21 protein-coding genes are annotated in these 24,471 nt (G+C 51.0%); 7 read left to right on the top strand and 14 right to left on the bottom strand.

What is annotated here, in order from left to right:
- The first annotated feature begins 68 nt into the window (after nucleotides 1-68).
- The 3 genes from COW20_07410 (at nucleotide 69) to COW20_07400 (ending at nucleotide 3,199) form a co-directional block, all read left to right on the top strand.
- Nucleotides 69-953: a hypothetical protein gene (locus COW20_07410; protein PIW48942.1), complete on the top strand. Its 885-nt coding sequence runs from the start codon at nucleotides 69-71 to the stop codon at nucleotides 951-953.
- Nucleotides 950-2,092, top strand: coding sequence for a glutamate 5-kinase (locus tag COW20_07405; protein ID PIW48941.1), 1,143 nt, complete (start codon nucleotides 950-952; stop codon nucleotides 2,090-2,092). Before COW20_07410 ends, COW20_07405 begins: the two co-directional genes overlap by 4 nt.
- A gap of 81 nt (nucleotides 2,093-2,173) precedes the next feature.
- A complete protein-coding gene (locus COW20_07400; protein PIW48940.1) occupies nucleotides 2,174-3,199 on the top strand; it encodes a hypothetical protein in 1,026 nt (341 codons plus the stop codon).
- A gap of 2 nt (nucleotides 3,200-3,201) precedes the next feature.
- Here the strand turns inward: COW20_07400 and COW20_07395 are convergent, their stop codons facing one another.
- The 4 genes from COW20_07395 to COW20_07380 all read right to left on the bottom strand — a co-directional run bounded on the left by COW20_07395 (nucleotide 3,202) and on the right by COW20_07380 (nucleotide 9,838).
- Entirely contained in the window at nucleotides 3,202-6,780 is a 3,579-nt protein-coding gene (locus COW20_07395) for a hypothetical protein (protein PIW48939.1), read from the bottom strand.
- A gap of 100 nt (nucleotides 6,781-6,880) precedes the next feature.
- Nucleotides 6,881-8,326, bottom strand: a complete 1,446-nt coding sequence (locus COW20_07390) for a dihydrolipoyl dehydrogenase (protein PIW48938.1) — start codon at nucleotides 8,324-8,326, stop codon at nucleotides 6,881-6,883.
- 23 nt (nucleotides 8,327-8,349) lie between these two features.
- On the bottom strand, nucleotides 8,350-9,081 hold the full coding sequence (locus COW20_07385; GenBank protein ID PIW48937.1) for a glutathione peroxidase: 732 nt from the start codon (nucleotides 9,079-9,081) through the stop codon (nucleotides 8,350-8,352).
- A gap of 286 nt (nucleotides 9,082-9,367) precedes the next feature.
- Complete coding sequence (locus COW20_07380) at nucleotides 9,368-9,838, bottom strand: hypothetical protein (protein ID PIW48936.1); 471 nt, start codon at nucleotides 9,836-9,838, stop codon at nucleotides 9,368-9,370.
- Nucleotides 9,839-10,088: 250 nt separating this feature from the next.
- Between COW20_07380 and COW20_07375 the strand changes: the two genes are divergently transcribed.
- The gene (locus COW20_07375; GenBank protein ID PIW48935.1) at nucleotides 10,089-11,528 is read left to right on the top strand and encodes a hypothetical protein; all 1,440 of its coding nucleotides are present in this window, start codon (nucleotides 10,089-10,091) and stop codon (nucleotides 11,526-11,528) included.
- Between the two features lie 64 nt (nucleotides 11,529-11,592).
- On the top strand, nucleotides 11,593-12,027 hold the full coding sequence (locus COW20_07370) for a Fe-S metabolism protein SufE (GenBank protein PIW48934.1): 435 nt from the start codon (nucleotides 11,593-11,595) through the stop codon (nucleotides 12,025-12,027).
- Here COW20_07370 and COW20_07365 read toward each other — a convergent pair.
- Nucleotides 12,018-12,806, bottom strand: coding sequence for a histidinol phosphate phosphatase (locus tag COW20_07365; protein PIW48933.1), 789 nt, complete (start codon nucleotides 12,804-12,806; stop codon nucleotides 12,018-12,020). The two genes, COW20_07370 and COW20_07365, sit on opposite strands and share 10 nt — an antisense overlap.
- A 106-nt stretch (nucleotides 12,807-12,912) precedes the next feature.
- Here COW20_07365 and COW20_07360 point away from each other — a divergent pair, with 106 nt between their 5' ends.
- Entirely contained in the window at nucleotides 12,913-13,167 is a 255-nt protein-coding gene (locus COW20_07360) for a hypothetical protein (GenBank protein ID PIW48932.1), read from the top strand.
- Nucleotides 13,168-13,271: 104 nt separating this feature from the next.
- Here COW20_07360 and COW20_07355 read toward each other — a convergent pair whose 3' ends face one another.
- The 9 genes from COW20_07355 to COW20_07315 all read right to left on the bottom strand — a co-directional run bounded on the left by COW20_07355 (nucleotide 13,272) and on the right by COW20_07315 (nucleotide 24,263).
- Complete coding sequence (locus COW20_07355) at nucleotides 13,272-13,805, bottom strand: GNAT family N-acetyltransferase (GenBank protein PIW48931.1); 534 nt, start codon at nucleotides 13,803-13,805, stop codon at nucleotides 13,272-13,274.
- Nucleotides 13,759-15,546, bottom strand: a complete 1,788-nt coding sequence (locus COW20_07350; GenBank protein ID PIW48930.1) for an ATPase — start codon at nucleotides 15,544-15,546, stop codon at nucleotides 13,759-13,761. The genes COW20_07355 and COW20_07350 overlap by 47 nt, the downstream gene beginning before the upstream one ends.
- A gap of 64 nt (nucleotides 15,547-15,610) precedes the next feature.
- A complete protein-coding gene (locus COW20_07345; GenBank protein PIW48929.1) occupies nucleotides 15,611-16,192 on the bottom strand; it encodes a hypothetical protein in 582 nt (193 codons plus the stop codon).
- A 55-nt stretch (nucleotides 16,193-16,247) separates the two neighbouring features.
- Nucleotides 16,248-16,547, bottom strand: coding sequence for a hypothetical protein (locus COW20_07340; GenBank protein ID PIW48928.1), 300 nt, complete (start codon nucleotides 16,545-16,547; stop codon nucleotides 16,248-16,250).
- An 86-nt stretch (nucleotides 16,548-16,633) separates the two neighbouring features.
- Entirely contained in the window at nucleotides 16,634-17,485 is an 852-nt protein-coding gene (locus COW20_07335) for a 3-hydroxybutyryl-CoA dehydrogenase (GenBank protein PIW48927.1), read from the bottom strand.
- A gap of 72 nt (nucleotides 17,486-17,557) precedes the next feature.
- A complete protein-coding gene (gene cdd, locus COW20_07330; GenBank protein PIW48926.1) occupies nucleotides 17,558-18,007 on the bottom strand; it encodes a cytidine deaminase in 450 nt (149 codons plus the stop codon).
- A gap of 5 nt (nucleotides 18,008-18,012) precedes the next feature.
- Nucleotides 18,013-19,638: a CTP synthase gene (locus COW20_07325; GenBank protein ID PIW48925.1), complete on the bottom strand. Its 1,626-nt coding sequence runs from the start codon at nucleotides 19,636-19,638 to the stop codon at nucleotides 18,013-18,015.
- Between the two features lie 270 nt (nucleotides 19,639-19,908).
- The gene (locus COW20_07320; GenBank protein ID PIW48924.1) at nucleotides 19,909-22,134 is read right to left on the bottom strand and encodes a hypothetical protein; all 2,226 of its coding nucleotides are present in this window, start codon (nucleotides 22,132-22,134) and stop codon (nucleotides 19,909-19,911) included.
- On the bottom strand, nucleotides 22,131-24,263 hold the full coding sequence (locus tag COW20_07315; protein PIW48923.1) for a hypothetical protein: 2,133 nt from the start codon (nucleotides 24,261-24,263) through the stop codon (nucleotides 22,131-22,133). The genes COW20_07320 and COW20_07315 overlap by 4 nt, the downstream gene beginning before the upstream one ends.
- On the opposite strand from COW20_07315, the gene COW20_07310 reads away from it, so the two are divergent.
- A complete protein-coding gene (locus tag COW20_07310) occupies nucleotides 24,262-24,462 on the top strand; it encodes a hypothetical protein (protein ID PIW48922.1) in 201 nt (66 codons plus the stop codon). The two genes, COW20_07315 and COW20_07310, sit on opposite strands and share 2 nt — an antisense overlap.
- Nucleotides 24,463-24,471: the final 9 nt, after the last annotated feature.

The raw sequence follows: 24,471 nt of genomic DNA, 5'->3' as shown, positions 1-24,471 counted from the left end.
GAGGGGGGCTGAAAACGGATCTTAAAAAATTCACTGCTCCGTGGCAAAGGATTCCCACCAGCCGGGGGATGTTGTATATAGAAAGAGCGGCAAAGATTTTTGTGGAGAGAAGTGCCATGTCTCAGTTGAGTTTGCGTTTTGAACGGGTTAAGCATTGGTCCAGCTTGATCTACCGCTCCCAGACCTTTCAAATTCCAGGTTTGGATGGCGAACGCCCGGTTTCGCTTTACCTGCCCCCCGATTATTTTCTGGCAGATAAAACCTATCCTTTGGCCTTTTTCTTTGATGGTCAGAACCTGTATGAGGATGAGGGCACCATGGCCGGAGGCTGGCATTTGCACCGGGTACTCGACCAGCGTTCTCGCGAAGGCAAAACCGTGCCGGTGGTGGTGGGTATTCACCATGGCCCCGATCGCGATGCTGAAATGAGCCCCTGGGACCCCTATCCTGGCAAACGGGGCAAGGCTGAACGCAAGCTCGATTGGATCTTGAACTGGCTTTTGCCGCGCCTGCACCGCAAGCTGCATCTTTCTAAAAAACCGCAGGACACCCTGATTGGCGGCTCTTCTTTGGGGGGGCTGCTGGCACTCTATGCACTCTTTCATTACCCTCAGCATTTGGGGCGGGGTTTGGTCATGTCGCCTGCGCTCTGGGTCAACCAGTTCGCGATCTACAATGCCCTGATGCTGACCCAGCCCCATGAAGCGGTTCGGGTGTATATCGACCATGGGGGCAAAGAAGGCTGTGAATGCCATGGTAATCTGGGCTTTGAACAATCCAAGCTTTTGGCTGATCTGCTTGAGGTCATGCATTTTCGCCCCGGTGAAAACCTGCTCTGGAACCCCGACCCAGAGGGGCTGCACAATGAGCAGAGCTGGCACCGCCGCCTGCCCACGGCCCTGGATTTTCTCTATGAGGGCTTGGTGGCAGAACCCGAGGCCCTGGTTGTATGAAACCCCTGCGCATCGTTGTTAAATTGGGCACCAGCGTTTTAACCGGCGGACAGGATCGGCTCTGCCGACCCCGGATGGTGGATCTGCTACGTCAGATCGCCGCCTTGCGCGAGGCGGGACATGCGGTGGTTTTGGTGAGCTCTGGGGCTGTTCTGGCCGGTTGGGAGCAATTGGGGTTTCCGGCCCGCAAACGTACCCTGGCTGAAAAACAATTGCTGGCGGCGGTGGGCCAGAGCCAGTTGATGCATCTCTATGCCCAGATGGCAGAAATCTATGGCATCAAAGTGGCACAAACCCTCTTAACCCGTGATGATTTTCGTGACCGTCGCCGCTATCTCAATGCCCGCACGACCTTTTGGGGTTGTTTGGAAAAGGGCGTGCTGCCGATTGTGAATGAAAATGATGTGGTCGCCATAGAAGAGATCAAAGTGGGCGATAACGACAATCTGGCTGCCCAGGTGGCTTCGCTGGTAGAAGCCGATCTGCTGCTGATTTGCACCGATTGCGAGGGGCTGTTCACGGCAGACCCGCGCACCCATGCTGAGGCAGAGCTGATTCCTGAAGTGGCCCAGATTACCGATCAGATTTGGGCTTTGGCAGGTGGCGTGGGCAGTCATCGCGGCACAGGAGGCATGCAGACCAAGATTCAGGCCGCAGAGATTGCCACGCGCAGTGGCGTGGCGGTCAGGATTGTGCTGGGGGATGCCCCGGATATTCTCTTGCGGGCTGTTCAGGGCGAGGCCGTGGGCACCCTCTTTCAACCCCATGCTGAACGCCTGGAAGCACGTAAACGTTGGATTTTATCTGAAACCGCGACAGCCAGTCATCTCAGTGTGGATGCGGGGGCAGCCAAAGCCCTGCTAGCATCCGGCAAAAGCCTTTTGGCTGCAGGGGTTACTGCTGTTTCTGGCAGTTTTTCGCGGGGGCAGACCGTGCGGATCTTTGCCTCGGATGGGCGTGAGATTGCCCGTGGGCTGAGCCGCTATGATGCGGCTGATTTAAGCCTGATTCAGGGCTGCCGCTCAGACAAGATTGAGGCTGTATTGGGTTATAGCCATGGGGCTGAAGTGGTTCACCGCGATGATTTGGTGGTTTTGGGCTTTGGCCCCGGCAATATTACGGGCCAAATACTTGATTAAAACGACTCGCTCTCTTGATTCTCAGATGGGGTCTTTGAGATACTGGAACCCATAAGCTGGTATTTAAAAGTGGGGTAAGTGATGAGAGTTTTGCTGGCAGGTTTATTGTTTTGTTTTTCACTTTTACAGTCTTTTGAACTGAAGGCCGAGACTTCTTCTGCGGCTCAAGCAGAGGCCCAGAAACAGATTGTCTTTGCCTTGGGAGAGGCTTCAGGGGGAACAGGTTCGACGCTTGAGGAGATCAAAAACCAAGCACTTGCTGAAGCCCGTCGCAATGCCTTGGAGCAGTCTGGCACCTTGGTTTTTTCACAAACAGAAACTGAAAATTATGTTTTGCAGCGCGATCAGGTTAAAACCATGGCCCAAGGTCTGGTCAAGGTTTTGGAGGTGCTTGAAACCCAGACGAAATTTGATGAAGAGCAAAAATCTTTTCTGATTCGGGTCAAGATTAAAGCCGAAGTTCAAACGGTTGCTGCCCAGGCTCTTTTACAGAGTTTGAACCACAGTTTACAAAGTGGCAGTTCTCCCTTGGCCCCTCTTAAATTCAGTTTTAATCTTGTTGCCTGGGAGCCTGTTCAGGCGGGTGTGCGCGGGATTCAGATTAAAACAGACAGTTCCAAGCAATACCAACAGAAGATTTTGAAAGAGGGAGAGAGTTTGTCCTCAGGTGCTGAGTTTCAGATTCATTTTCGCCCTGAGCAGGACTGCTATCTCTATGGTGCCAGCGTTGACAGTCAAGGGCAGGTATTTGCTTTAATTCCTCACCCGGATGGGCTTTTGAATAATGCACTGAAAGCTGGAAAATCCTATGTTTTACCTGCTCCAGGAAAATTTTATCAATTGGATCAAAACCGGGGAGAAGAAAAGCTTTATCTGATTGCTGCGCATGCACCACAACCGGATATTCAAATTCTTTTACAACAGAGCTATTTTTCTCAGCCTGCTGAAGTGCTGGAAGCGATGGTAAAAGTCCGGGGTATCAGTCAGATCAGTACTGGACAAGCTCAGAATTACCAAGTGACGCCTGCTGTTTCTGTTCAAGCCCTTGAAGAATGGGTGCAAGGCAATCAAAACGCTGTCAGGGTCTTTCGTTTTCTGCACAATTAACGTTAAAACGTAAAGTCATTGTTGAGATTGACACGCCTGAAATTGGGGGTTTGTGCAGAACGGGTCAGCTCCTGAACCTTTTGGATAATATAGCTCTTGAGTTCAGATACTCTGACCTCGCCATCGGCGTTGAGATCGGCTTTTCTGCTTTTCAGGCCATCGAGTAAGGCAAAGGTAAAGACACCGTTTTTCCATTGGGCAGATTCCAGGGCGTATTCAAGCCCCTGGCTGGAGGTAATGATCGTTGCGCCGGTATCCCTGCGCAGATCCAGAAAACTCTCTTCAAGCAGTTGATTGAGTTTATTCATGCCCAGGTGTTGTGTGATCTTGAAACCGCGAATTGCCCGGGCTTTTACCTGTCCCTGGGGTTGAGTGAAACTGATCTGTTCAGCCTGGAGTTCCTTATCCAATTCACCGGCATTGCAAGTGTCAATCAGGAGCAGCTTTTCGCGGGCGGGAATGCCATCGAGCAGATCTTCGATTTCTTCAAAGCGCAGCCCCTGTTTTTCAGGGTGATCGAAGTCAATTTCATGGGGGGCGAAATAATAGTTTTTTTCCTGATCAAGCAGGCCATGACCCGCAAAGAAGAGAATTACACGATCCTGAGGCCGGCTCTGTTCCAGTTGCTTTCGCAGTTTGAGAACCGCTTCCCGGCTGACTTGGCGGTTCAGCAACTGGGTCGGTCGGAGTTCATATTTTAAAGTGGTTTTGGTTTTGAAATAGTTGTGAATATCCTGGGCATCTTTGGCTGCATAACGCAGATTAAAGTTTTTCTGGCGGTAATCGGAAACACCAACGGTGATCAGGTGTAAAACCGGTGAGGCTGTTTGGCCCGTGAAATGAATACTGACTGTTTCACGCAGTGATTCTGTTCCTGCTCGATTCAGCACAGAGACCTGAATTTTATTGGTACCAGGCACCAGGGGAATTTCAATTTCTTGTTCCAGACTGTGCAGGTTTTCGGCGTTTAAAGAGAGGCCTTTGCGTCCGTGAATCGGCACATCGTTATCGTAGACCATCAGCCTGTCCAGAGTAAAATCTGAGTCTTTGGCCAGCACCTTGAGTTTCAGACGGGGTTCTGAAGTTGCTGGTGGAATCTGCTCGGTGAGTAAAGTAAGTTCGGGCAGGTGAAAACTGGGTTTCAGCCATTCTTCACGGATATTCAAGCGCCGCAGTCGTTTTTGCCAAACCTGATGGTGGAGTTGAATCTCGTCTTTTGGGGCATTTAAGGCTTCCAGAATTTTATCAGGTCGGTTGAAATTTAGATCAAACTGTTCAAAGGGAAAAGCGTGTTCGCCAACATGAAAGGCAAACATATCCACCCCATTTTGAGAGGCTCGGTAGTATCCCTGATCTGTGGCCAGAACCCAGCCCTGAGCCGATCCAGTCAAGTAAAAGCGGGTGATGGCATCGGTTTTACTATTCCATTCCAGAATTTCGCTAGGGGTATAGGCCCAGATTTGATTCTCGTTATTAAAGCTGATTCCAGGGGGAAGCCCCCAGAAACTGGGAACCTCTTTATTTGCAATTAAATGCCAGTCGGAGGTTCGCCAAATGGCTATGCCTAGTTGTGTTGTGCCATTTGTAATCATATCGGGTTTGGCGGGATAAAAAGTCACTAAATATTTCCCATCGGGTGAAAATAGGCTTTTGTATATATGATTTAAAGGCAATTGTGCTTGTTCTTTGCTCGTGAAAAACATTGCAGGGGTTAAGGTTTGTATTTTTTTTAAATCTTTCAGGGACCAAATTTCAGTCGGATGGGAAATTGAATTGAGGATATAGAATTTTCCATCAGGACTGAAGGCTTGGTGGGAAATAAAACGGTAAGAATTTGTTGGGCCATTGAATTGATTTTCATGTAAAAGTGTTTTGTTTTGAAGTGACCAAAATTGGGTTTTGCGTTGTTCTTCTGCAATCAGAAGATCTTCTTGGGGCGAAATATGAAAACTTTCCAAAGCTGAAAGGGGTATCAGCGTTTCAATTTTTTCCGATTGCAGATCTAAACGTTTGATGATGACCTTTTGATTGGGTGAAGGAGGATATAAATTTTCGGCAAAATAAATGAATTTGCCGTTTGAACTGAATTCCCAAAGTTTTTTTGATAAGCCTTGTTCTTTAATGAAGCGACTTTGTGCAAGGTAAGGAAACGTAAGGGTGCGTAATTTTTGAGGAATTCCATTTTGAAGGGTATACAGATTGAGTTCATAGCCATTTTCAGAAGTAGCTATTTTGTGTCGATTCAGAACCGCTAAGGTTTTACCATCTTTGCTGAGTTTGAAATCATCTGGAGGATTGGGATTTGTTTTGTTTGTAACAACAAAACTGCGTGTTCCCTGACGCATATTCCAGATTTGTATATAAGGTTTGTCAATATCTTGGATCCAATCTAAACCCATTTGGATAAGAATACCTGCTTCTGGACTGTATTCAGAGCGTTGATTGAGAGAAAAATGCCCCTGAAGATTTTGCGTTATTTTCTGTTCGTTTATATCTAGAATTTGAATTCCTTGTTTAAGATTTGCCAGGTATAGATAGCGATTGTCGTAAGAAAAACTCAGTGGTTTTGGTTTTTCAGAAAGGCTTTTTTTGAAGAGATAACGCTGAGAAGGAAGATGGTAAAGGAGGAGTTGGTTTTTATCTTCATAGGCTAGTAGGTTTCCGTCTTTGCTGAGGGTTTGCATTTTCTGTGTGCTTGTTCTGGTTGGCAGGGTATGGAGAAGCTCTCCAGATTCTAAACTCCATATTTCAGGGGTGTTTTGATTTTCAATTCCAGAAAAGGTATTTCCAGGAAAGATGACCATTATTTTTCCCGCTTGATCAATTAAAGGGTTTAGTTGAGTAATTGCAGGCGTACTGGCCTGACTTGTCCAGCCTTTGTTTTGCAAGGTTTTGGCCGGTTTTTTATTTTGAAGATCCCAAATCATCAAATAGGGATCTTTTTCAACCTTACCTGAGTTGCCAAAGGGAACTTTCTCTTTTTCGGGAATTCCCATGCTGAAGACAAGAAAACGGCCCTGATTTATAAAACGGATGATTTCAGGTAATACAGCGAGATTATCTATTACCTGTTTAATTTCATTGTTTTTTCGATCAATGATTGCGATACGAAAGTTATTTTTCTCTTTAACTTTTTGGAGTATTGCTAGATATTGGCCGTCCGGGCTGATGTCAAAGGGGGTATTCAGAGCGATCTGAAGATCTGCTGTGGATTCTATTTTCTGTCCACTGCTCATTTTCCAGACTCTCAGATTCTGTGCTGAGCTCAAGATATCGTTACTGCAATTAGATGCAAAGCTACTTGAATCTGGAGCGATCCAAAGTGGCGGGTTACAATAGGCAACTACATCATTTAATTGATACAACTGTTTGCTTGTACGGGCATCCCAAACTTGAAGAGAGCCATTGCCGATACTGAGAAGAAACCGTCCATCTGGGCTTACTTCCATGGCTTCAGGATAAGCCCATTTCTGAAAACTTAATTCGGGTTGAGTAGCTTGGCTGGGTAAAGGAACAATAAATCTAAAAAGTCCTATCAGGGTAAATAAAAGAACGGCTTTAAATGAAGATGGTAAGTGCATTTGTTGAGTTTACTCTGGCTTGCTGATATCGATGAATGAAAATATCATATATCAAAACACACAAGCAGGGGCTTTTCAACCCCTGCTTGTGTCGAGAAAATTATCCCAGCATCAACTCGGGTTCAGGCAGTCCACAATCGCATTTGCCACGGGCGGGTCCCAGATTGAGGGCCTTCTGAGTTTCCTGCAGCGCAGTGCGCACCCCCTCTTCGATCACGGGGTGGTAAAAGGGCATTTCCAACAACTGATCAATGGTCAGCTGCTGCTGGTGCGCCCAGGCCAGCAAATGGGCCAGGTGCTCGGCACGGGGGCCGATCATTTCTGCACCGAGCAGACGGCGGCTGCGGTGATCGGCGTAGATGCGCAAACGCCCTTCATTTTCGAGCATGACCCGGCTGCGCCCCTGACGCTTGAAAGAGACCTCGCCAATCGCGCTACAGGCCAGATCGAGCTGGCTGTAGTTTTGACCGATCATGGCGATCTGGGGGTGGGTAAAGATTACCGAAAGCGGTGAACGGCGCTGGCCCGCCTGTAGCTGGGGCCAATGCGCAGCATTTGCACCCGCGATCCGGCCTTCATCCACAGCCTCGTGCAGCAGGGGGCGGTCATTGTTGACATCTCCCGCCAGAAAGATCGGCAAACGCCCGATTTGAAGGGTGTGGGGGTCAAATTCTGGCAAGCCCAAACGGTTCAGTGGCAAGCCCAGAACCTCAATCCCCAAACGGCTGAGATTGGGCCAGCGGCCGGTGGCTGCCAGGACATAGTCAAAGCTTTCGCTGATGGTTTCGTCCTGGGTGTTCAGGTAGCTGATGCGAACCCCTGTTTCGCTGCGCTCAACACGTTCTACCCGAGCATCGGTCTGAAAGGGAAACTCAGCCGCAAACAGGGCCTGGGCTTCTGCTTTGATCTCAGGATCGGTCAGCGCACCCACAGCTCCCCGCACGCCGAAGAGATGTACCCGTACCCCCAGCTGGTGAAGGGCCTGTCCCAGCTCCAACCCCACCACTCCAGCGCCAAAAACCGCTACAGATTCAGGCAAATCTTCCCAATTGAAAAGTGCTTCGTTGTCGATCAGGCGATTGCCCAGATTTTGCAGCAGAGGGGGCACCCAGGGACTCGAACCGGTGGCGATCACAATGGCTTGGGCTTCAATTTGTAGATCGTCACCGACCTGCAGGCGAGTAGGGCTGAGAAAGCGGGCGTAGCCTTGTATCCGCAGTTCGGCGGGAATGGCCTCCACGCCCTCGAGCACAAAGCCCACAAAGCGGTCGCGTTCACTGCGAACCCTTGCCATGACGGCTTTCCCGTCAATCTGGGGCAAAGAGGATTGAATGCCAAAAGCCGGTGCCTTGCGTACCGCTCGGGCGGCTTCTGCTGCAGCAATCAACAGTTTGCTGGGCATGCAGCCTACCCGTGCGCAGGTTGTGCCATAGGGGCCCCCCTCGATCAGCAGGGCCTCTGCTCCTGCTTGGGTGGCTTCCCGCCAGGCGGCGAGTCCGGCGGTTCCTCCGCCAATTACAGCGACATCAACATGACGTACTTGCATGGTTTCAATCCTCTCTTTTTATCCTATTCGCCCAGGAAGGCAGCCAATTCATCGGCACCGCCGATATGCCGACCGCCGATAAAGACCTGCGGTGTGGTGGCCCGGCCCGTAATGGCTTCAATCGAGCGGGTGGTGATCTGTTCGTTCAGTTCGATCTCTTCAAAGGCCAGGCCCCGGTTTTTGAGCAGGGTTTTGGCACGGGTACAGTGCGGACAGCCCGCACGGGTGATCAGGCTGATATATTCAGGTGCTTTGGCTTCAGGATTCAGATACGCCAGCATGGTATCGGCGTCAGAGACCTCAAAGGGGTCTCCTGGCTTTTCGGGTTCAATGAACATTTTTTCAATCTTGCCATTGCGTACCAGCATGGAGTAGCGCCAGGAGCGTTTGCCAAAGCCAATCTCACTTTTATCGACCAGCAGCTCCATGGCTTCGCTGAATTCACCATTGCCATCGGGCAGAAAGCGGATCTGATCGGCCCCCTGATCTTTTTTCCAGGCATCCATGACAAAGGCGTCATTCACAGAAAGACAGACAATTTCATCGACGCCATTCTCACGAAAGACGGGAGCCAGGGCATTATAGCCGGGGACATGGGTGCTTGAGCAGGTGGGGGTAAAGGCTCCGGGCAGAGCGAAGAGCACCACGGTTTTGCCCGTGAAAATCTCATCGCTTGAAACGTCTTGCCACTGCCCTTCGGGGGTACGGGTTTTGAATACCACCTGGGGAACTTTTTGGCCTTCACTGTTTTTCATGGTTTTGATCTCCTGTTTGTTTGCTTAATGTGAGTATGCAGGAAATCTTATGATTTGTAAAATCGTTTATTTTTTAATTTTTGATAGATAATTTCTATTAAAAATAACAATTTAGCCAGCTTTGCTGGCCGGGCCTGATGGGGTTCCCCTTGAGGGATATTCTATGTCATACGGGCAGAACGCTTTGGCCCGCACACCAAGGGTGCCCAGAATGCTGAAGTTTTACGTTGTGTGAGATAAAACAGAGGAAGGCACGTTGCAGGTCTGCGAAGGCAGGCTGCGCACTTCAGTGCTGGCAGGAGTGGCTGATCTTCTCGGTTTTTAAAAGCCCCGTGCCGAGCTGCTTTGCGATGGTGGCGCGAATCGGTGCGATCTGCAGATGGTATTGGCGGTGAAGATGCTGATTGAGCAGATGCCCAGACATCAAGGCCAGAGCGCCGCTGACAGCCAGAAGCATTTCATAGCTTTCAAGAAACTGCACACGGCTGGCACCGATTAAAAGGGCAGCCAAGCCCCAAAAGACAAACACAGAGCCTTTGCGGTGATGGTTAAAGCCAGAGAAAAAGGCCCAACCGGCCATGCTCAAGGTCACTGCCAGAAAAACGGTTTCAAGGGTTTCATCCATCAGAAAGCCCAGGCCCATCAAGGGCAGTGCTATCAGCAAAAGTGGTTGCAGGGCGCAATGCACGGCACAGGCCAGTGAAAGCGTGGCACCCAGTTGGTCGAGATATTTTAAGGGGCGATCGGAGAGGATCATGGCAGTGAATCTTTCTATGATTCGCAGGTGATATCTTTAGTATAGCCAGCTCAAAATTCAAATGCAAGCTATTTGCAATAAGTTTTCAGGAAAGATCGTGCATGTGCCCTCGCGCACATGGTTTTTGTCAATTCGGGGTACAATGTATTTACCAGTTAAACAGCGCTTCGTCTCGCAGATTCGTGAAAACCGCACAGGGCGTGGTATAACTGATGGAATGCCAAATTGGGAACTCTGGTTTGATTAAGATATGCCAATTACAACAAGCGAATCCGTTCAGAAACTCTGCTCTCTGGCCGTTCAGCAGAATTTAGCCTCTGCCTCACAACTGGCCATCGCGGTTCAGACCTATATTCTGATGAAAATTGAAGCCCTGCAGTGCAATTACCTGCTTGAGCACAACAGTGGCCGTCTCCTGCTGCGGGATCGCAGCGCACCCGCTGGCAATGAGGCTATGGATGAATGGGCTTCTTTTGATATGCCCGCCCCAGCTTTTCAGGGAGAATGGGCACCCTATGCCTCGAATAAAGTCGCACTCTTCAATGAAAAGGGTGTTTTTACTGGAGTACAGGATCGTGGCCATTCAGAAATCACCCCCAGTTTTAAGGGGGGCTATGTCTGGCTGAAAAACCAGGCTTACCAGATGAATATGCTGCTCAATACGATGGTGCCTGTCAATGATGTGAAGCGTGGGCCCTATGATTTCTTTATTCCTCCGCACCAGAACACGGGGATTTTTCTGATCGATCGTGCCGCAGGCACGTTGTTTATGTCGGATTTTACGCTCAGCCAGACCAGTGCCCAATTGCAGGTGCGCGATCCCGGCAGTAAAAAAGCGATCAATGTGGCCTATTCACAACAGACCAAAACCATTTATATCACCGACCACCATACCCCGGATATTCTGGTGATCAACCCCAGCAACCGCCAGAAAGAGCGGATTTATACCGAGCATGGCATTTTGGGGAATTTAACCCTGGATGATAAACTGGGCCTGATTTTTGCTGTTCTGGCAGATGCCAGCAAGGAACCGGCTGTCTTGATTTTCTCGATTAAAGATTACAGCCACCAGGGCACGATTCTGCTGCCCGGCAAACGCTTCAGCGAAGTGGATGACCCCTGTGATCTGATTGCCATCAGCCCAGATCGCAAGAGCCTGATGGTGATGACCTATACCGACGAGGGCGCGCTTTTTACGCCGATTATTTCCCAGATAGATATTGAAAAGAAACAATTGGTGAAATCGTATAACCTCAACCACGAAGACAAACCTGTGGGGTTTGCTTTCCTGCAGGCCGATGTTAAAGCGGGAACCGTGGTGCCTTTCGATAAAATGCTGGCAGATAAAGGCATTATTCATAAGATTCAATTGGCGGCCTTGGTGCGTCAGATTGAAATGCTTGAAAAAGACAAAGACAAACCTCTGCTCGATCAGGATATTGAATCGGCCATGAGCCATATCCAGGGCAATTTCTCAAATGAAGAAATAGACGCAGTGACAGAAGTAACGCCTGAAACCGTGACCCAGATGGCCCAGGACACCTTCTTTGAATGGCAGGGCCGTGGGGATATGAAGCCTGAAGAAAAACAGGTCTTTGTGGAACGCCTTTCGCAAATGAAGGCCGACCCCAAGGTGTCTAAGACCAATGGGGTTTTTGTCCTGAACTGGATCAAGGGGCTGATGGGCTGATCTGCTTCCCCCTGGCCCCAATCTGGGGCTAAAATAGAGCAAGTCTAAATACATGGGGCGGTATATGAGCCAGAGCATTACAGAAATCCAGGATCTGATTGTTGCGGATTTCTCTGATTTTTCAGATTGGTCTGAAAAATACGAATATTTGATCGAATTGGGAATGGAACTTCCCCCCTTGGCCCCAGAGCATAAAATTGAAGCAAAGCGTATTCTCGGCTGTCAATCCAATGTCTGGCTCAATGCTGAGTTTGATCCCCAAACGGGTGTGATTCAGTTTCAGGCCGACAGCGAGGCCATGATTGTTAAAGGATTGGTCAGTCTGCTTGTGCGTATGCTTTCTGGTCATACGCCCGCTGAAATTCTACAGGCCGAATTGAATGTCTTTCAACGGATTGGTCTGGATCAACACCTGTCCAGCACCCGTTCCAATGGCCTGGTCGCCATGATTCGTGATATGAAGCGCTACGCCGCTGAATACGTCGCCACTCAAGCCTGAGGCAGAGGCCGGCTGTTCCTGAGTTTTTCGAGCAAATAGGGGTGAAACCTGCCATTGCTGGCCAAGGCTTCTCCGCCATGAATGGTGCGCTTTCCCTGCCAATTGCTAAAACAGCCTCCGGCTTCTTCGAGCAGAGTCAGCAGGGGGGCATTGTCCCAGACGCTCATGCGCGGTTCGATTACCATTTCAGCTTTGCCTGTGATCACTTGAAAAAAAGAATAACAATCCCCCCAATTGCGAAAATTTTGCACTTCTGAGGCCAGGTGGGGAAGGCCCTCCCAGCGCGCCTCGATCAAATGCAGGTCATGGGCGATCAGCAGGGCCTGGCTGGGTTCAGACACGTCAGAGACATGGCAGGGGCGTCCATTCAAAGTACAGCCACCGCCTTGATGGGCTGCCAGCATTTGATCCAGAACGGGCAGATAAATCACGCCGACCACAGGTTCTCCTTGAACTTCTACCCCAACCTGTACGCCATAGAGGGGAATGCCGCGGGCGAAGGAGCGGGTGCCGTCAATCGGATCCAAAATCCAGCGCACAGGCTCTGTGCCGGGTTGTTCACCATATTCTTCGCCCAGAATTCCGTGATCAGGGAATGCGGCGTGAATGATCCGGCGCAGGCTGCGTTCCGCTTCGCGATCGGCCTGGGTCACAGGGGAGAGATCGGCTTTCCACTCAATCTCCAGCCGGGTATTGAACCAGCCCAAGGTTTGCCGTCCAGCTGTCCAGGCTGCTTCCATGGCCACATCCAACAAGTCTCGTAAGGGGGGCAAGGGCATGTTTTTTTCCTTTTCAGTTTTTTCTGAGCGCAGTTTAAGCTTTGCCGAGCTCTAAAACAAGCGTATAGCTGCGATGATTAAGTGTATCACTGTGCTGGAGGAGCTTTTGCCTGAGTCTGAACCCTATCTTGAACTGGAAGCCGAGCAAGGAGGTGGCTGCGCATGCTGTCGACCTTCATCTTGTGGTGAAGGGCTGCTCTGTTTTGGGCGTGCTGCCCTGACCCAGGCCAAAGAAGTCAACCGTTTGGTGGAGGTTCTCAAACAGGCAGGCGCCACTGATGCCGATATTCGCCTGCGAGGCGCTTTCAGCTTATCGTTTGAAACCCCTTGCTTTTTTGCTGGTTTTTCAGCCCTGGTTTGAGGCAAAAGTGTGCTCTGCCACAGACTAAATTTGAACGATCATTTAAAATAGTTTTGGTTTTGAAAAGTTATTGAATAACAATTCATTAATAAATGATTGTTCATTTATTTTATAAAAAGCTCCATTTCCAGGCAATCAAAATAAACCCCGTCTAATTTTCGAAAGTGGCGTATAATGCCGATCTCACTGAACCCCAGTTTGCGGTACAAGCCTATTGCTGCAATATTGCTGGTAAAGACCAAGAGTTCGATTTTCTCAAGCGCCGTTTTTTTGCGGGCGTGTTCAAGGGCGGTTTCAAGCAATTTTTGGCCCAGGCCCAGCCCACGGGCTTGGGGCAAAAGCCCCATGCCCAAAAAACCACGGTGGGCCAAGCGGGGGTTGCCCGGGGGGCAGATATCCACCCAACCGATCACTTTTTCATCTTTCAAGGCATAATAAACAGGCATCTGGGCTGCGATCATCTGGGTTTGAAACCGGGTAATCTGCTCCAGCGGTGCTGCTTCGGTCATTTCGATATACATGCGCTCCCGCGCCACCGTATCCAGGGTTTGCCAAAAGGATTCCAACAGCTCGGGGCGGGCATAGACAATCTCAACTGACATAGGCGTCACCCAATTGTAAGTGCCAGAGATCGGCATAGATTCCGGCCTGTTCAAGTAAGGCTTCGTGGGTGCCCTGCTCGGCGATTTGGCCTTCCCGCAGAACAAGAATGCGGTGGGCGTGGCGAATGGTCGACAGCCGGTGGGCGATCACCAGGGCGGTGCGTCCTTGTACCAGGGTATGCAGGTTGCGTTGAATGGCGCGTTCGGTTTCGGTATCGACTGAAGACGTTGCCTCATCCAATACCAGTACAGGGGCATTTTTGAGCAGGGCGCGGGCAATGCTCAAGCGTTGACGCTGACCCCCTGAAAGCTTGATTCCCCGTTCTCCGACCAGGGTTGCGTAGCCCTGGGGCAGGCTGACAATAAATTCATGCAGTTCGGCTTTGCGCGCAGCTTCTTCAATTGCAGCATCTGAAACCTCGCTGAGGCCATAGGCAATATTTTCACGCAGGCTGCCATGAAAAAGATAGACATCCTGGCTGACCAGGGCAATCTGGCGTCGCAGATCGCGCAAATCCAGGTCACGCAGATCAATGCCATCGAGTTTGACGGCTCCCTGGCTGGGGTCATAGAGTCGCAGAAGCAGTTTGATCAAGGTTGATTTGCCTGCTCCTGTCGTACCCGCAAAGCCAACCATTTCTCCGGCCGGAATTTCAAATTCCAGGCCTTTCAGAACAGGCAGGGCCGGGTCATAGGCAAAATGGACCTGTTCAAAATGAACGGAACCTTCGGCCCGCAGCAGGGGCTTGGCTTGAGGGGGACTTTGAATTTCAGCGGGAGTATTCAGCAGTTCAAAAATGCGCTTGGCACTGGCACGGGCCCGTTCGTAGAGGTCGAAGGTTTGGCCCAGGCGGGTAATGGGCCAGAGCAAACGTTGAACCAACATTGAAAAAAGCACAAGTTCGCCCACGCTGACACGGCCTGTTCCCTGTAGAACCCACCAGGCCCCGATCAGGAGCACGCCTCCAAACCCCAAGGCAATTGCCATGCGAATGATCGGAATATACGCTGCGGAAAGGCGAATCGCATCGAGATTGGCTTTGCGATAATCTTCAGAGCTGCTTTGAACCCTTTCCAATTCGAAGGCTTCAGCGGTAAAGCTCTGAATTACAAGAATTCCCCCCAGATTGTTTTCAAGCCGGCTGGCCAGAGCTCCTACAGCCTGACGCACCTGATCGTAGCGGGGGGCAATTTTTTTCTGGTAGAGGGCACTGCCCAAAAGAATCAAGGGAATGGGTATCAACCCAATCAGCGAAAGCTCCCAGGAAACAGTCAGCATGACCACCATTGAAAAAACAAAGAGCACAATCAGCTGCAAAATTTCATTGAAGCCGGTATTGAGAAAGCGTTCGAGTTGATTGACATCGTCGTTGAGTATGGCCAAGGTTTCACCCATGCGCTGGTTCTCAAAAAAACGGATTTCACGGGATTGAATCCGCGCATAGGTTTCAACCCGCAGACGGTGTTGCACGTCTTGGGCCAGGCTCATAAATTCTCGTTGAAAGAGCCATTCAAACAGGCTTTCGCCTGCGAAAATCAAGACGGCCAGAATCGAAAGAAAAACAGCCATGTTCCAGGGGCTGGCCTGACCCATGACAGCTTGGATCCAGCCAGGAGGCTTGCCGCTGACAGAGTCGGTGATCCAACCTACCAGCAAAGGCGGCATCAGATCTAGGATTTTATTGAGGATACTGCAGAGACTGGCCCAGCGAAAGCGCAGTGCATCGGGGCGCAGATAGGCGAAAAGTTGACGAATGGGAGGGGCAATGATGGACATGGCAGGGGGTTCTCCTTGGTAAACGCAGTTTAACCCAGGAAGAAGCCCAGCGTGTCAACTTATCTTAAAAGGAAAACCCAACGCCGCCGCCAAATATCAACCGGGGACTGTTTACGCGGATATCATAGCCCAATCCCCCAGAGGCTGAAAAGGTCAGGCCTTGAGGGTGGCGATATTCAAGCCCGAGCATGCCATTGATAAAATTCGTGCTGACGTAATCCAGATCGAGAAAACCTGCCAGATCATGGGGGTTGAAATAGACTTTAACCCCGCCAAAACCCATGGGTTGAGCGAAGTCGTATCCCAAATCGCCAGGATATTTAATCTGAAGATTATTGGCAAAACCATAACCCGGTCCCCCATGCAAAGCGAAATATTCATTGAAGTTGAACTGAACGCCCAGTTTGCCCACGTTGATATTCCCCCCTTCTCCAAGCAGAAGCCAGGGGCGCAGAACACGTATGGGTTTGTGGCTGGTTTCGGGCTGTGGGGTGGGCTTTGCCCCCATCAGCAAAGCCACCAAATTGGGCAGGCGATCGCGGGTCAGGGTCTCGAGATTATAAGCGCAATCTAAAAACTCTTCTCTCAGAATTAAACCTTTTTCGGCATCGATTACGCGCAGGGTGAGGGCATAATTTTGGTTCAAACGTGTTGGCTGTCATGATTTGTTTGACAGCCAAGAGTCGGCCCATTTGAATCGATCAGGCTTCTCCGGTACAGTCTTGGGTGCTTTGAAACCCCTGTTCACGCATGATTTTGTCCATGGATTCACGTTTCATGACCTGATAAGTCTGGCTTTGCACCACCAGACTGCGCACCCGATCCGTTAATATACCTGCTTCACTGGCCATGGCATCGCCTTTTGCCAATAAATCCAGAACGGCAACGGGAATCTTTGTTGTTTGTGCCTGGGCTGATGCTGTCAGATTGATGAGAGAAAATGAGAGCAGAGAAAACACACAAAGAGTGCTCAACGTGCGTAGGCTAAAAGAAAACGGCATTCAAAAATCCTTTCAAAAGCGTGCAATGGGGTATCTATACTTTCTCGGAGAGCAGGCCAGAAAATTTGCTCCGGCCTGCTTCTGGTTTAATAGGCGTAGAAGCCCCGGCCAGACTTGCGGCCAAGATGCCCAGCCATGACCATGCGGCGCATCAGGGGGGGCACATTGTATTTGGGCTCGTGGTAGGCATCAAAGAGAATATCTCCGACCTTGACGCAGACATCAATGCCGATCATATCCATCAGGGTCAGGGGGCCCATGGGATAACCTGCGCCCAGCTTCATGGCATTGTCGATATCCACGGCGGTGGCCAGGCCATTTTCATAGACCCGAGCGGCATCCAGCAGATAGGGAATCAGCAGCAGGTTGACAATAAAACCGGGGGTGTCTTTGGCCAAAACAGCGGTTTTCCCCAGCTTTTCCACAAAGCTGTATGCCAGCTTGACACTTTCCTCGCTGGTTTCGAGCCCTTTGACCACTTCTACCAATTTCATCAGATAGGCAGGATTAAAGAAATGCAAGCCCAGGACCCGGTCGGTGCGTTGGGTGGCCGCAGCAATTTCAGTGATCGAAAGGGAGGAGGTATTGCTGGCCAGAAGCGTGTGCTCGGGGCAGATTTTATCCAATTGGGCAAAAACTTCTTGCTTGATGGCGATATCCTCTACCACAGCTTCGATCACCAGATCCACATCGTTCAGATCCTTCAGATCGGTGCTGGGGTGCAGATTGGCTTTGGCGGTACTGACATTTTCTTCTGTGAATTTGCCTTTGCTCAGGCCAAAATCCAAATTTTTGTGAATCATGGCCAGACCTTTGTCGACCAATTCCTGCTTGATTTCATAGCAGCGGGTTTTCAGGCCGGCCTGGGCGCAGACCTGGGCTATTCCAGAGCCCATGGTTCCCATGCCCAATACGGCAACCGTTTTGATTTCAGACATGACACTCTCTCCTGTCTCAAAAAATATCTGCAGGCATCCTAACACAAACAGGGAGGGGATTGGGGGCTGGTTTCAGTCGCTTTCTTCGTCAGAGCGCCGCAGGTCTTCTCCGGTAAAGGTATAGGGCAGCATTTCAGCGATCGGCAGCACCTGAGCGCTGCCATCGGCTTGTTCCAAAATAACTTGAATATCTGCGCCAAATTCACGGATAAACTGCAGGCAGGTGCCGCAGGGGAAGCAGGGCTGCATTTTCTGGGCAGAAATGGCAATGGCTTTGAAATGGCGGTGGCCTTCGGATACGGCTTTGGTCAGCGCCACCCGTTCTGCACAGATTGCCAGACCAAAGGAGGCGTTCTCAACATTGCAGCCACTGATCAGGCTTTCGCTGCCATCTTCGTTCACCGCCAAGAGGCTGGCGCCTACGGGAAAGAGAGAATAGGGGGTATAGGAGTGGCGAAAGGCCTGTCGGGCCGCTTCGATCAGTTTTTGCTGTGTTTCGTTGGAAAGGGGGGGCGTTGTCATGAATTTTAGGTTTCCTGTGAGGTGTTTTGGAGATGGGCCAGGGCGGCGTCAATAAAGCCCTGAAAACAGGGGCTGGGGCGGTTGGGGCGGGATTTAAACTCTGGGTGAAACTGGGTGGCCACGAAATAGGGGTGTTCGGGCAATTCGACGGTTTCAACCAGATAGCCATCGGGAGAGGTGCCTGAAATCATCAGGCCGTGCCGCTCAAGGCTTTCACGGTAATCATTGTTGACTTCATAGCGGTGGCGGTGGCGTTCTTGGATCATTTCGGAGCCATAGAGCTGATACAGCTTTGAGTTTTCGTGAAGTTTGCAGGGATAAGAGCCCAAACGCATGGTTCCCCCCAGGTTTTCAAGATCCCGTTGGGCGGGCATAATATCCACCACCAGATGCGGGGCTTCGGGGGCAAATTCAGCACTGTGCGCGCCCTCTAAGCCACAGACATTGCGGGCGTATTCGATTACCACGCATTGCAGACCCAGACAAAGCCCCAAGAAAGGCACTTTTTGGATCCGTGCATAGCGAATGGCTGCGATTTTACCTTCTACACCACGCACGCCAAATCCGCCAGGCACCAGAATGCCATCGAGTTCGGCCAGATGTGCTTCTACTTCAGGGCCTTCCATTTCTTCGTCGGCGTGAATCCATTGGATTTCAACTTCGGCATCGCGCCGGGCGGCGGCATGGCGCAGCGATTCGGTGACGCTCAGATAGGCGTCAGGCAATTGAACATATTTGCCCACCAGACCAATTTTGAGCGTATGGCGGGGTTTTTTCAGGTGGGCGACCCAGGCATCCCAGCCTTCCCAATCCAGTTCTGGGCGGGGAGGGGTGAGTTTCAGGCGTTGCAGCACCTGGCGGGCGAGCCCATCTTTTTCGAGCAGAAAAGGCACTTCGTAAATTGATTTAACATCTTTGCACTGAATCACGGCTTCGAGGTCGATATCGCAGAATTGAGAGAGTTTTTCCCGGATCCCGGCATCGAGCTGGCGCTCTGTGCGGCAGACCAGCATGTCTGGATGAATCCCGTGGCGGCGTAATTCCATCACGCTGTGTTGGCTGGGTTTGGTTTTGAGTTCGCCCACGGCCTTGATATATGGAATCCAGGTTACATGCAGATAGAGCACATTGTCGCGTCCGAGATCCTTGCGCACCTGGCGAATGGCTTCAATAAAGGGCAGGCTCTCGATATCGCCGACCGTACCGCCAATTTCAGTGATTACCACATCGGTATCTGGGGCCGCTGCGCTGAGAATATGTTCTTTAATGGCGTTGGTAATATGCGGCACGACCTGAACGGTGCCGCTGAGGTAGTCACCCCGGCGTTCTTTCTGAATCACACGCAGGTAAATTGCGCCGGTGGTCAAATTGCTGCGTCGGCTGAGGTTGATATCTGTAAAACGCTCATAGTGGCCCAGATCGAGGTCGGTTTCAGCTCCGTCTTCAGTCACAAAAACTTCACCATGCTGATAGGGGCTCATGGTGCCGGGGTCGAGGTTGATATACGGGTCGAGTTTGAGCAGGCTGATTTGAAAGCCATGGCTTTTCAGCAGACGGCCAAGTGAAGAGGCAACAATGCCTTTGCCAATGCCTGAAACTACGCCACCGGTAATAAATACGTATTTGGTCATGCAATACTGCCTTCAGCAAAAAATCTGGAAATTCAGGTATCAGTTTACCATTTCTGGCCCTTGGCATGTCAGTCGGCAGGGGCTGCCCTTTGTGGCCTGAATTTTTCAGCGCTCTCAGGAATTTCTCAGGAAAGTCTCAGACTTTCTTCATGTGCTGCTCAGTGGCTTTTCAATCAAAACAGACATACTAAAGGTGTTTCCTTCATAGATGATGAAGTCGTGCTCGATGCCCCGAGTCTTGCTCTCCCGCCTGCCCTGGCGGGATTTTTTTTAACGCCAGTTCCAGCGCCCGCCAATTTTCATAAAGGCAGGCACGAGTACCATGCGAATCAGGGTGGCATCGACCAGAATCGCGGTGGCCAGACCAAAGCCCAATTGTTTGATAATGCTGATTTCAACTTGGGTAAAGGCCCCAAAGACCAGACCCATGACCAGGGCTGCATAGGTGATCACATCTCCGGTGGCGCGAATGCCGGTGGCAGTGGCTTCTTCATTGCTTTCACCGCTTTCATAGGCTTCGCGGATACGGGTCATGAGAAAAACCTCGTAATCGATCGAGAGGCCAAAAATCAGGCAAAATAGCAGCAAGGGTACATAGGCCATAATCGCTTGGGTTTGAATCCCTGGAATCAAACCTTCCTGAAAGATCAGGGTGATCACACCATAGCTGACGGCCACAGAGCAGAGATTGAGCAGAATGGCCTTGAAGGCAATCAGCCAGGAGCGCAGAGAAAAGAGCAAGACCAGCCAGGTGGCGATGACCACGCCAATCAGAATTTGGGGGCTGTGGCTGAAAGTGGCTTCGTTATAATCGAGGGTCAGAGCGGGGGGGCCTCCCGTGTGCAGGGTCAGGCCCTGTTTCAGCAGTTCGGGGCCCAGTTGCAGGCGCAGATCACGACAGAGATTGACAATTTCGTCAAAATCCCCCAGCTTTTTAGGAATCACCTGAATCAAAGTCAATTTTTCATCGTGACTGAGCAAAAGATTGAAAAGATTGGGGGTCAGCAGACGGATCAAAGGCAGTTGATTGGCTAGATCGGGGTGTTCCTGCAGGGGGGTGGCCAGGCTGATCACGCGCTCGATCAAGGGGTTGGCCTGGAGCTGGGCATGCACGCGTTTGAGCTGGTGCAGGTCTTCGGCATTGAGAAGGCTTGGCTTTTGTGTCTCCAGCACGAGAAAGAGGGGAATCATTTGGCCTGAAACCTGCATTTGGATCATACGGTCAAAGCCCTGTTTGGATTCCAGCCGATCAGGCAGGTTGGGCATGTCAAACTGGCGAATTTGTAGCATCAGGGCCGGACTGCTGATCGCCAGAACGATTGCCAGTGAAGCGCTGCCATAGACCCAGGGGTGGCGCATGACGTGATAGGCCAGAGGTTTCCAGAGGCGCGAAGGACGCAGGTTTTGCAGGCGTGTGGCCCAGGTTTTGGGAAAATCGAGCCAAGGGCCGAGTAAGAGTAGCAGTGCAGGCAAAAGGGTTAAACTGGCAGCGACGCTGACCACAACAATCAGAATACCGCCCAAGCCAATTGAAAACAGGGCAGTAATGCCGCTGAAAAAGAGTCCACCCAAGCCGATCAGAAAGGTGCCCCCTGCAAAGATCACCGATTTTCCGGCCGTCAGCAGGGTTTGATGCAGGGCTTCTTTCAGTTCCAGACCCTTTTCCCGTTCCTGACGCAGACGCCAGACCAGCAAAAGAGCGTAATCAATGCCGACGGCCAGACCGATCATTGAGGAGATACTCTGGGCATAGTTGGACACCATGGTGAGTTGGGCAATCACAGCCACAATTGCCAGGGTCAGCACCATGGCCACGACAGCCATCAAAAGTGGCAAAAGTGCGCCTGTCAGCGAACCAAAGGCCAAGAGCAGAATCACGAGGGTCAGGCCAAAAACCTGTTTCTCGGCCGTAGCAGTGCTGGCGCTAGTGACCTTGTTGATATCGTAGATCACGGCGTTCATGCCGGTCATATAGGCTGAAAAACCAGCCTCTTGATGCAGTTCTTTGAGCAGGGGAGCAAGGGCTGCCCGGATTTCGCCGGTGCGCAGCTCCAGTTTCTGGCTGGCAGCTACGGTCTGCCCGATGAGCAGATAGGTGCGTTTTCCGTCGGCACTGCGCATCATTTCATCCTGGCTTTGGTACCAGCTTTGAATTGCACGTGTATCTTCCTGGCTGCGCAGCACCTTTTCAATTTTTTCAACGGCCTGACGGTAGGCCGGCGCTTCCAGGGTCAGATGGGGATGCTCAATCACGAGCAGATAATTGCTGGTATAGGGAAAATCAAAACGCGCTTCGAGCAAATCTTTGGTGTGCAGGGCCTGTGAGCTTGTGACACCGCCATTGCCTCCCACCAAAAAACGGTTGACGGTTAAAAATCCGGGCAAAGCCACCAGCAGGAGCAAAACCCAACTCAGCAGCCAGCGCTTGGGATGGTTCAGCACATGGTGGGCCAGCGCGTTCAGTCCCCGGCGCAAAAGAGAGGGGGGAGTGTTCATGCGGGGCTGCCATTGAAGGGTTCGATCGCTTTGAGAATTCCGTTTTCAATTTTGACAAGATAGTGCAGGCCAGCCAAGGGAATCGGGTGGCCTGTTTTGAGTGTCCAGGCGGCATCTGACCAAACTGAAAAAATTTTGTCTTGGGCGGTAATTTCACCTTCTATGACCAGTTGCACCCCCCCTTCAACCGGCAGTTCCCAGAGGGGGTGATACCAGCGGTTGATCCCATGTTTGCTGGTGAGTAGTTTCCAATTGACGGCTCGTTCTTCGTCTTTGCTTTCGGAAACACTGTGGTATTGGTGGTAGGCGGTGGCACCTTCTTTGATCAGCAGCAGCTTCATCCCGTACTGGGCAATGCGGTAACCCAGTTCCGTGTCTTCGTGTCCCCAGCCGATAAAATTTCCATCAAAATTGCCGACTCTTTCCAGATCTTCGCGCCAGATGGAGAGGGCATTGCTGTCAAGGAAATAGGTTTCTTCGACGGGCCCTGTCCGCTCGAAGAGTTCGTAGCGATCACGGCTGTCGGGTTTGAGAATTTCCTGGTGCTTGGGGATATAGTCCTGAGGAGGAAGGCCCAGATCTTGATCCACGGCTTCCAGCATGCGGGTGACGTAGCTGTTGACAGCCACATTGCGATAGTTTTGGTGGGCTTGCCAATGTGCAGCAAGAAAGGTTTCGGGCACGACCAGATCACTGTCCAGAAAAACGAGCAGTTTGGCGCGGGCACGTTTCAATCCCAGATTGCGGGCTTCAGCCGCACGAAAACCCAAATCTTCCTGCCAGCGATAGGCCAGATTGAGACGTTCCTGAAAACTTTCGGCCACTTCGCGGGTGCTATCACTGGAACCATCATCGCAGATGATCACTTCAAAGGCTTTAAAGGTTTGCCAGGTGAGAGATTCAAGACAGTTTTTGAGATTGCGGGCCCGGTTATAGGTCGGAATAATCACTGAAATTTCAGGCGCAGGAAAAGGGCTGAGCAGGGGAGAGCTTTGCATGCGGCTTGAACTGAAGCTTTGAAAAAACTGATCCCATTCACGGGCCCGCAATTGCCAGGTATATTCAGCCTGAATGCGGGCACGGGCGGCTGTACTCAATTTCTGCCGGGCTTCAGGGTCGCGCAACAAGGCGACGGTTTTTTCAATAAAGCTCTGACGGTAGGCTGCACTGTGGGGGTCACCAGGCAAAACAAATCCCGTCTGTTGATCCTGAATCGTTTCTAGCAAAGCCCCCCGTGCGCTGGTGATTACAGGCAAGCCCGCAGCTTGGGCTTCGAGGGCGGCAATGCAGGAAGTTTCAGCCCAAAAACCACTTTCGTCGATGGGGTCGGCAGCATGGTTGGGATAGACCATCAAAGAGCCTTCCAGCAGGGCTGCTGCCAATTGCGGGTGGGGCAGTGGGTCATGCAAAAATACACCTGGCAGGGCTTGGGCTTCGGCATACAGGGCCCCTGCTTTGGCCTGATTCCATTCAACACTTTTGCCCCAGACCGTGAAACTGGAATAAAGGTGAAGCTCCACCTCGGGCACCTGGGCCTGAATTTCAGGAAAAAACTCAAGCAGAAGATCCAAGCCCCGGTCGGGAACACTGGAATAAATCAGGCGGGGAGGGCTGGCCGGTTGGGGTGTCGGCTCAAACCAGGGGGCATGCACCGCATTGCGGGCGATCCAAAAATGTTCGCGTGGGAGTTGAAGAACCTCTGATAATTTCTGGGCATGCCATTCACTGACGGCGACCAGTTTATCTGCTTTTGTGGCGAGAATTTCAGCTGTTTTGGCACGCAGGTCGGGCATTTCATGCCAAAAAAAGCAATAGTCATTGTGGGACCACCACAGGTTGTGGCGGGCGGGAATGCCCAGTTTCAGGGCGCTTTCATCGGCACAGGAAATAAAAAAATCAAGCGGGTTCTGGCGGGCAAATCGGGCCAAGTCGGGTACGTTGTGATAGGTTACGCCCTCAAAAACACCCGCTTTTTCTTTGCATTGGCAAAAAACATGCACTTCATGGCCCAGGGCTTGAAGTTCCCGCGCCAGATAGACAATTGCGCTTTGGGTGCCTCCGAGGGGCTCATGATAGACGGTCTCCCCATTAAAGGCACGTGAAATGCGGGAAAGAAAGGCGATGCGCATGGATATTCCTGCCAGAAAATTGCTTTTTCTGTATTATACAGCAGCCCCTGGTCTGGGTTTTGGCTGTAGTTTTGAATCGTCAGAACCCAGACCCACCCTCATTGACTGTACTTGCGAGGGAGCTTATACTGACCAGAGCTTATTTGTGATCAAAAGTAAAAAGAAAAAATGCGGCCTTAACCCGTATTTTTCTTTATAAGGTTAAAAG

Source organism: bacterium (Candidatus Blackallbacteria) CG13_big_fil_rev_8_21_14_2_50_49_14 (assembly GCA_002783405.1).
Lineage (GTDB): Bacteria > Cyanobacteriota > Sericytochromatia > UBA7694 > UBA7694.
Note: the sequence above shows the minus strand (reverse complement) of the source record. Positions and strands in the feature narration are given on the sequence as shown.

What these genes read in the sequence shown, in the direction of transcription:
- COW20_07410 (PIW48942.1), top strand. Translation starts at nt 69, where the DNA reads ATGTTGTATATAGAAAGAGCGGCAAAGATTTTTGTGGAGAGAAGTGCC.
- COW20_07405 (PIW48941.1), top strand. Translation starts at nt 950, where the DNA reads ATGAAACCCCTGCGCATCGTTGTTAAATTGGGCACCAGCGTTTTAACC.
- COW20_07400 (PIW48940.1), top strand. Translation starts at nt 2,174, where the DNA reads ATGAGAGTTTTGCTGGCAGGTTTATTGTTTTGTTTTTCACTTTTACAG.
- COW20_07395 (PIW48939.1), bottom strand. Translation starts at nt 6,780, where the DNA reads ATGCACTTACCATCTTCATTTAAAGCCGTTCTTTTATTTACCCTGATA.
- COW20_07390 (PIW48938.1), bottom strand. Translation starts at nt 8,326, where the DNA reads ATGCAAGTACGTCATGTTGATGTCGCTGTAATTGGCGGAGGAACCGCC.
- COW20_07385 (PIW48937.1), bottom strand. Translation starts at nt 9,081, where the DNA reads ATGAAAAACAGTGAAGGCCAAAAAGTTCCCCAGGTGGTATTCAAAACC.
- COW20_07380 (PIW48936.1), bottom strand. Translation starts at nt 9,838, where the DNA reads ATGATCCTCTCCGATCGCCCCTTAAAATATCTCGACCAACTGGGTGCC.
- COW20_07375 (PIW48935.1), top strand. Translation starts at nt 10,089, where the DNA reads ATGCCAATTACAACAAGCGAATCCGTTCAGAAACTCTGCTCTCTGGCC.
- COW20_07370 (PIW48934.1), top strand. Translation starts at nt 11,593, where the DNA reads ATGAGCCAGAGCATTACAGAAATCCAGGATCTGATTGTTGCGGATTTC.
- COW20_07365 (PIW48933.1), bottom strand. Translation starts at nt 12,806, where the DNA reads ATGCCCTTGCCCCCCTTACGAGACTTGTTGGATGTGGCCATGGAAGCA.
- COW20_07355 (PIW48931.1), bottom strand. Translation starts at nt 13,805, where the DNA reads ATGCCGATCTCTGGCACTTACAATTGGGTGACGCCTATGTCAGTTGAG.
- COW20_07350 (PIW48930.1), bottom strand. Translation starts at nt 15,546, where the DNA reads ATGTCCATCATTGCCCCTCCCATTCGTCAACTTTTCGCCTATCTGCGC.
- COW20_07340 (PIW48928.1), bottom strand. Translation starts at nt 16,547, where the DNA reads ATGCCGTTTTCTTTTAGCCTACGCACGTTGAGCACTCTTTGTGTGTTT.
- COW20_07335 (PIW48927.1), bottom strand. Translation starts at nt 17,485, where the DNA reads ATGTCTGAAATCAAAACGGTTGCCGTATTGGGCATGGGAACCATGGGC.
- cdd (PIW48926.1), bottom strand. Translation starts at nt 18,007, where the DNA reads ATGACAACGCCCCCCCTTTCCAACGAAACACAGCAAAAACTGATCGAA.
- COW20_07325 (PIW48925.1), bottom strand. Translation starts at nt 19,638, where the DNA reads ATGACCAAATACGTATTTATTACCGGTGGCGTAGTTTCAGGCATTGGC.
- COW20_07320 (PIW48924.1), bottom strand. Translation starts at nt 22,134, where the DNA reads ATGAACACTCCCCCCTCTCTTTTGCGCCGGGGACTGAACGCGCTGGCC.
- COW20_07310 (PIW48922.1), top strand. Translation starts at nt 24,262, where the DNA reads ATGGATATTCCTGCCAGAAAATTGCTTTTTCTGTATTATACAGCAGCC.
- COW20_07315 (PIW48923.1), bottom strand. Translation starts at nt 24,263, where the DNA reads ATGCGCATCGCCTTTCTTTCCCGCATTTCACGTGCCTTTAATGGGGAG.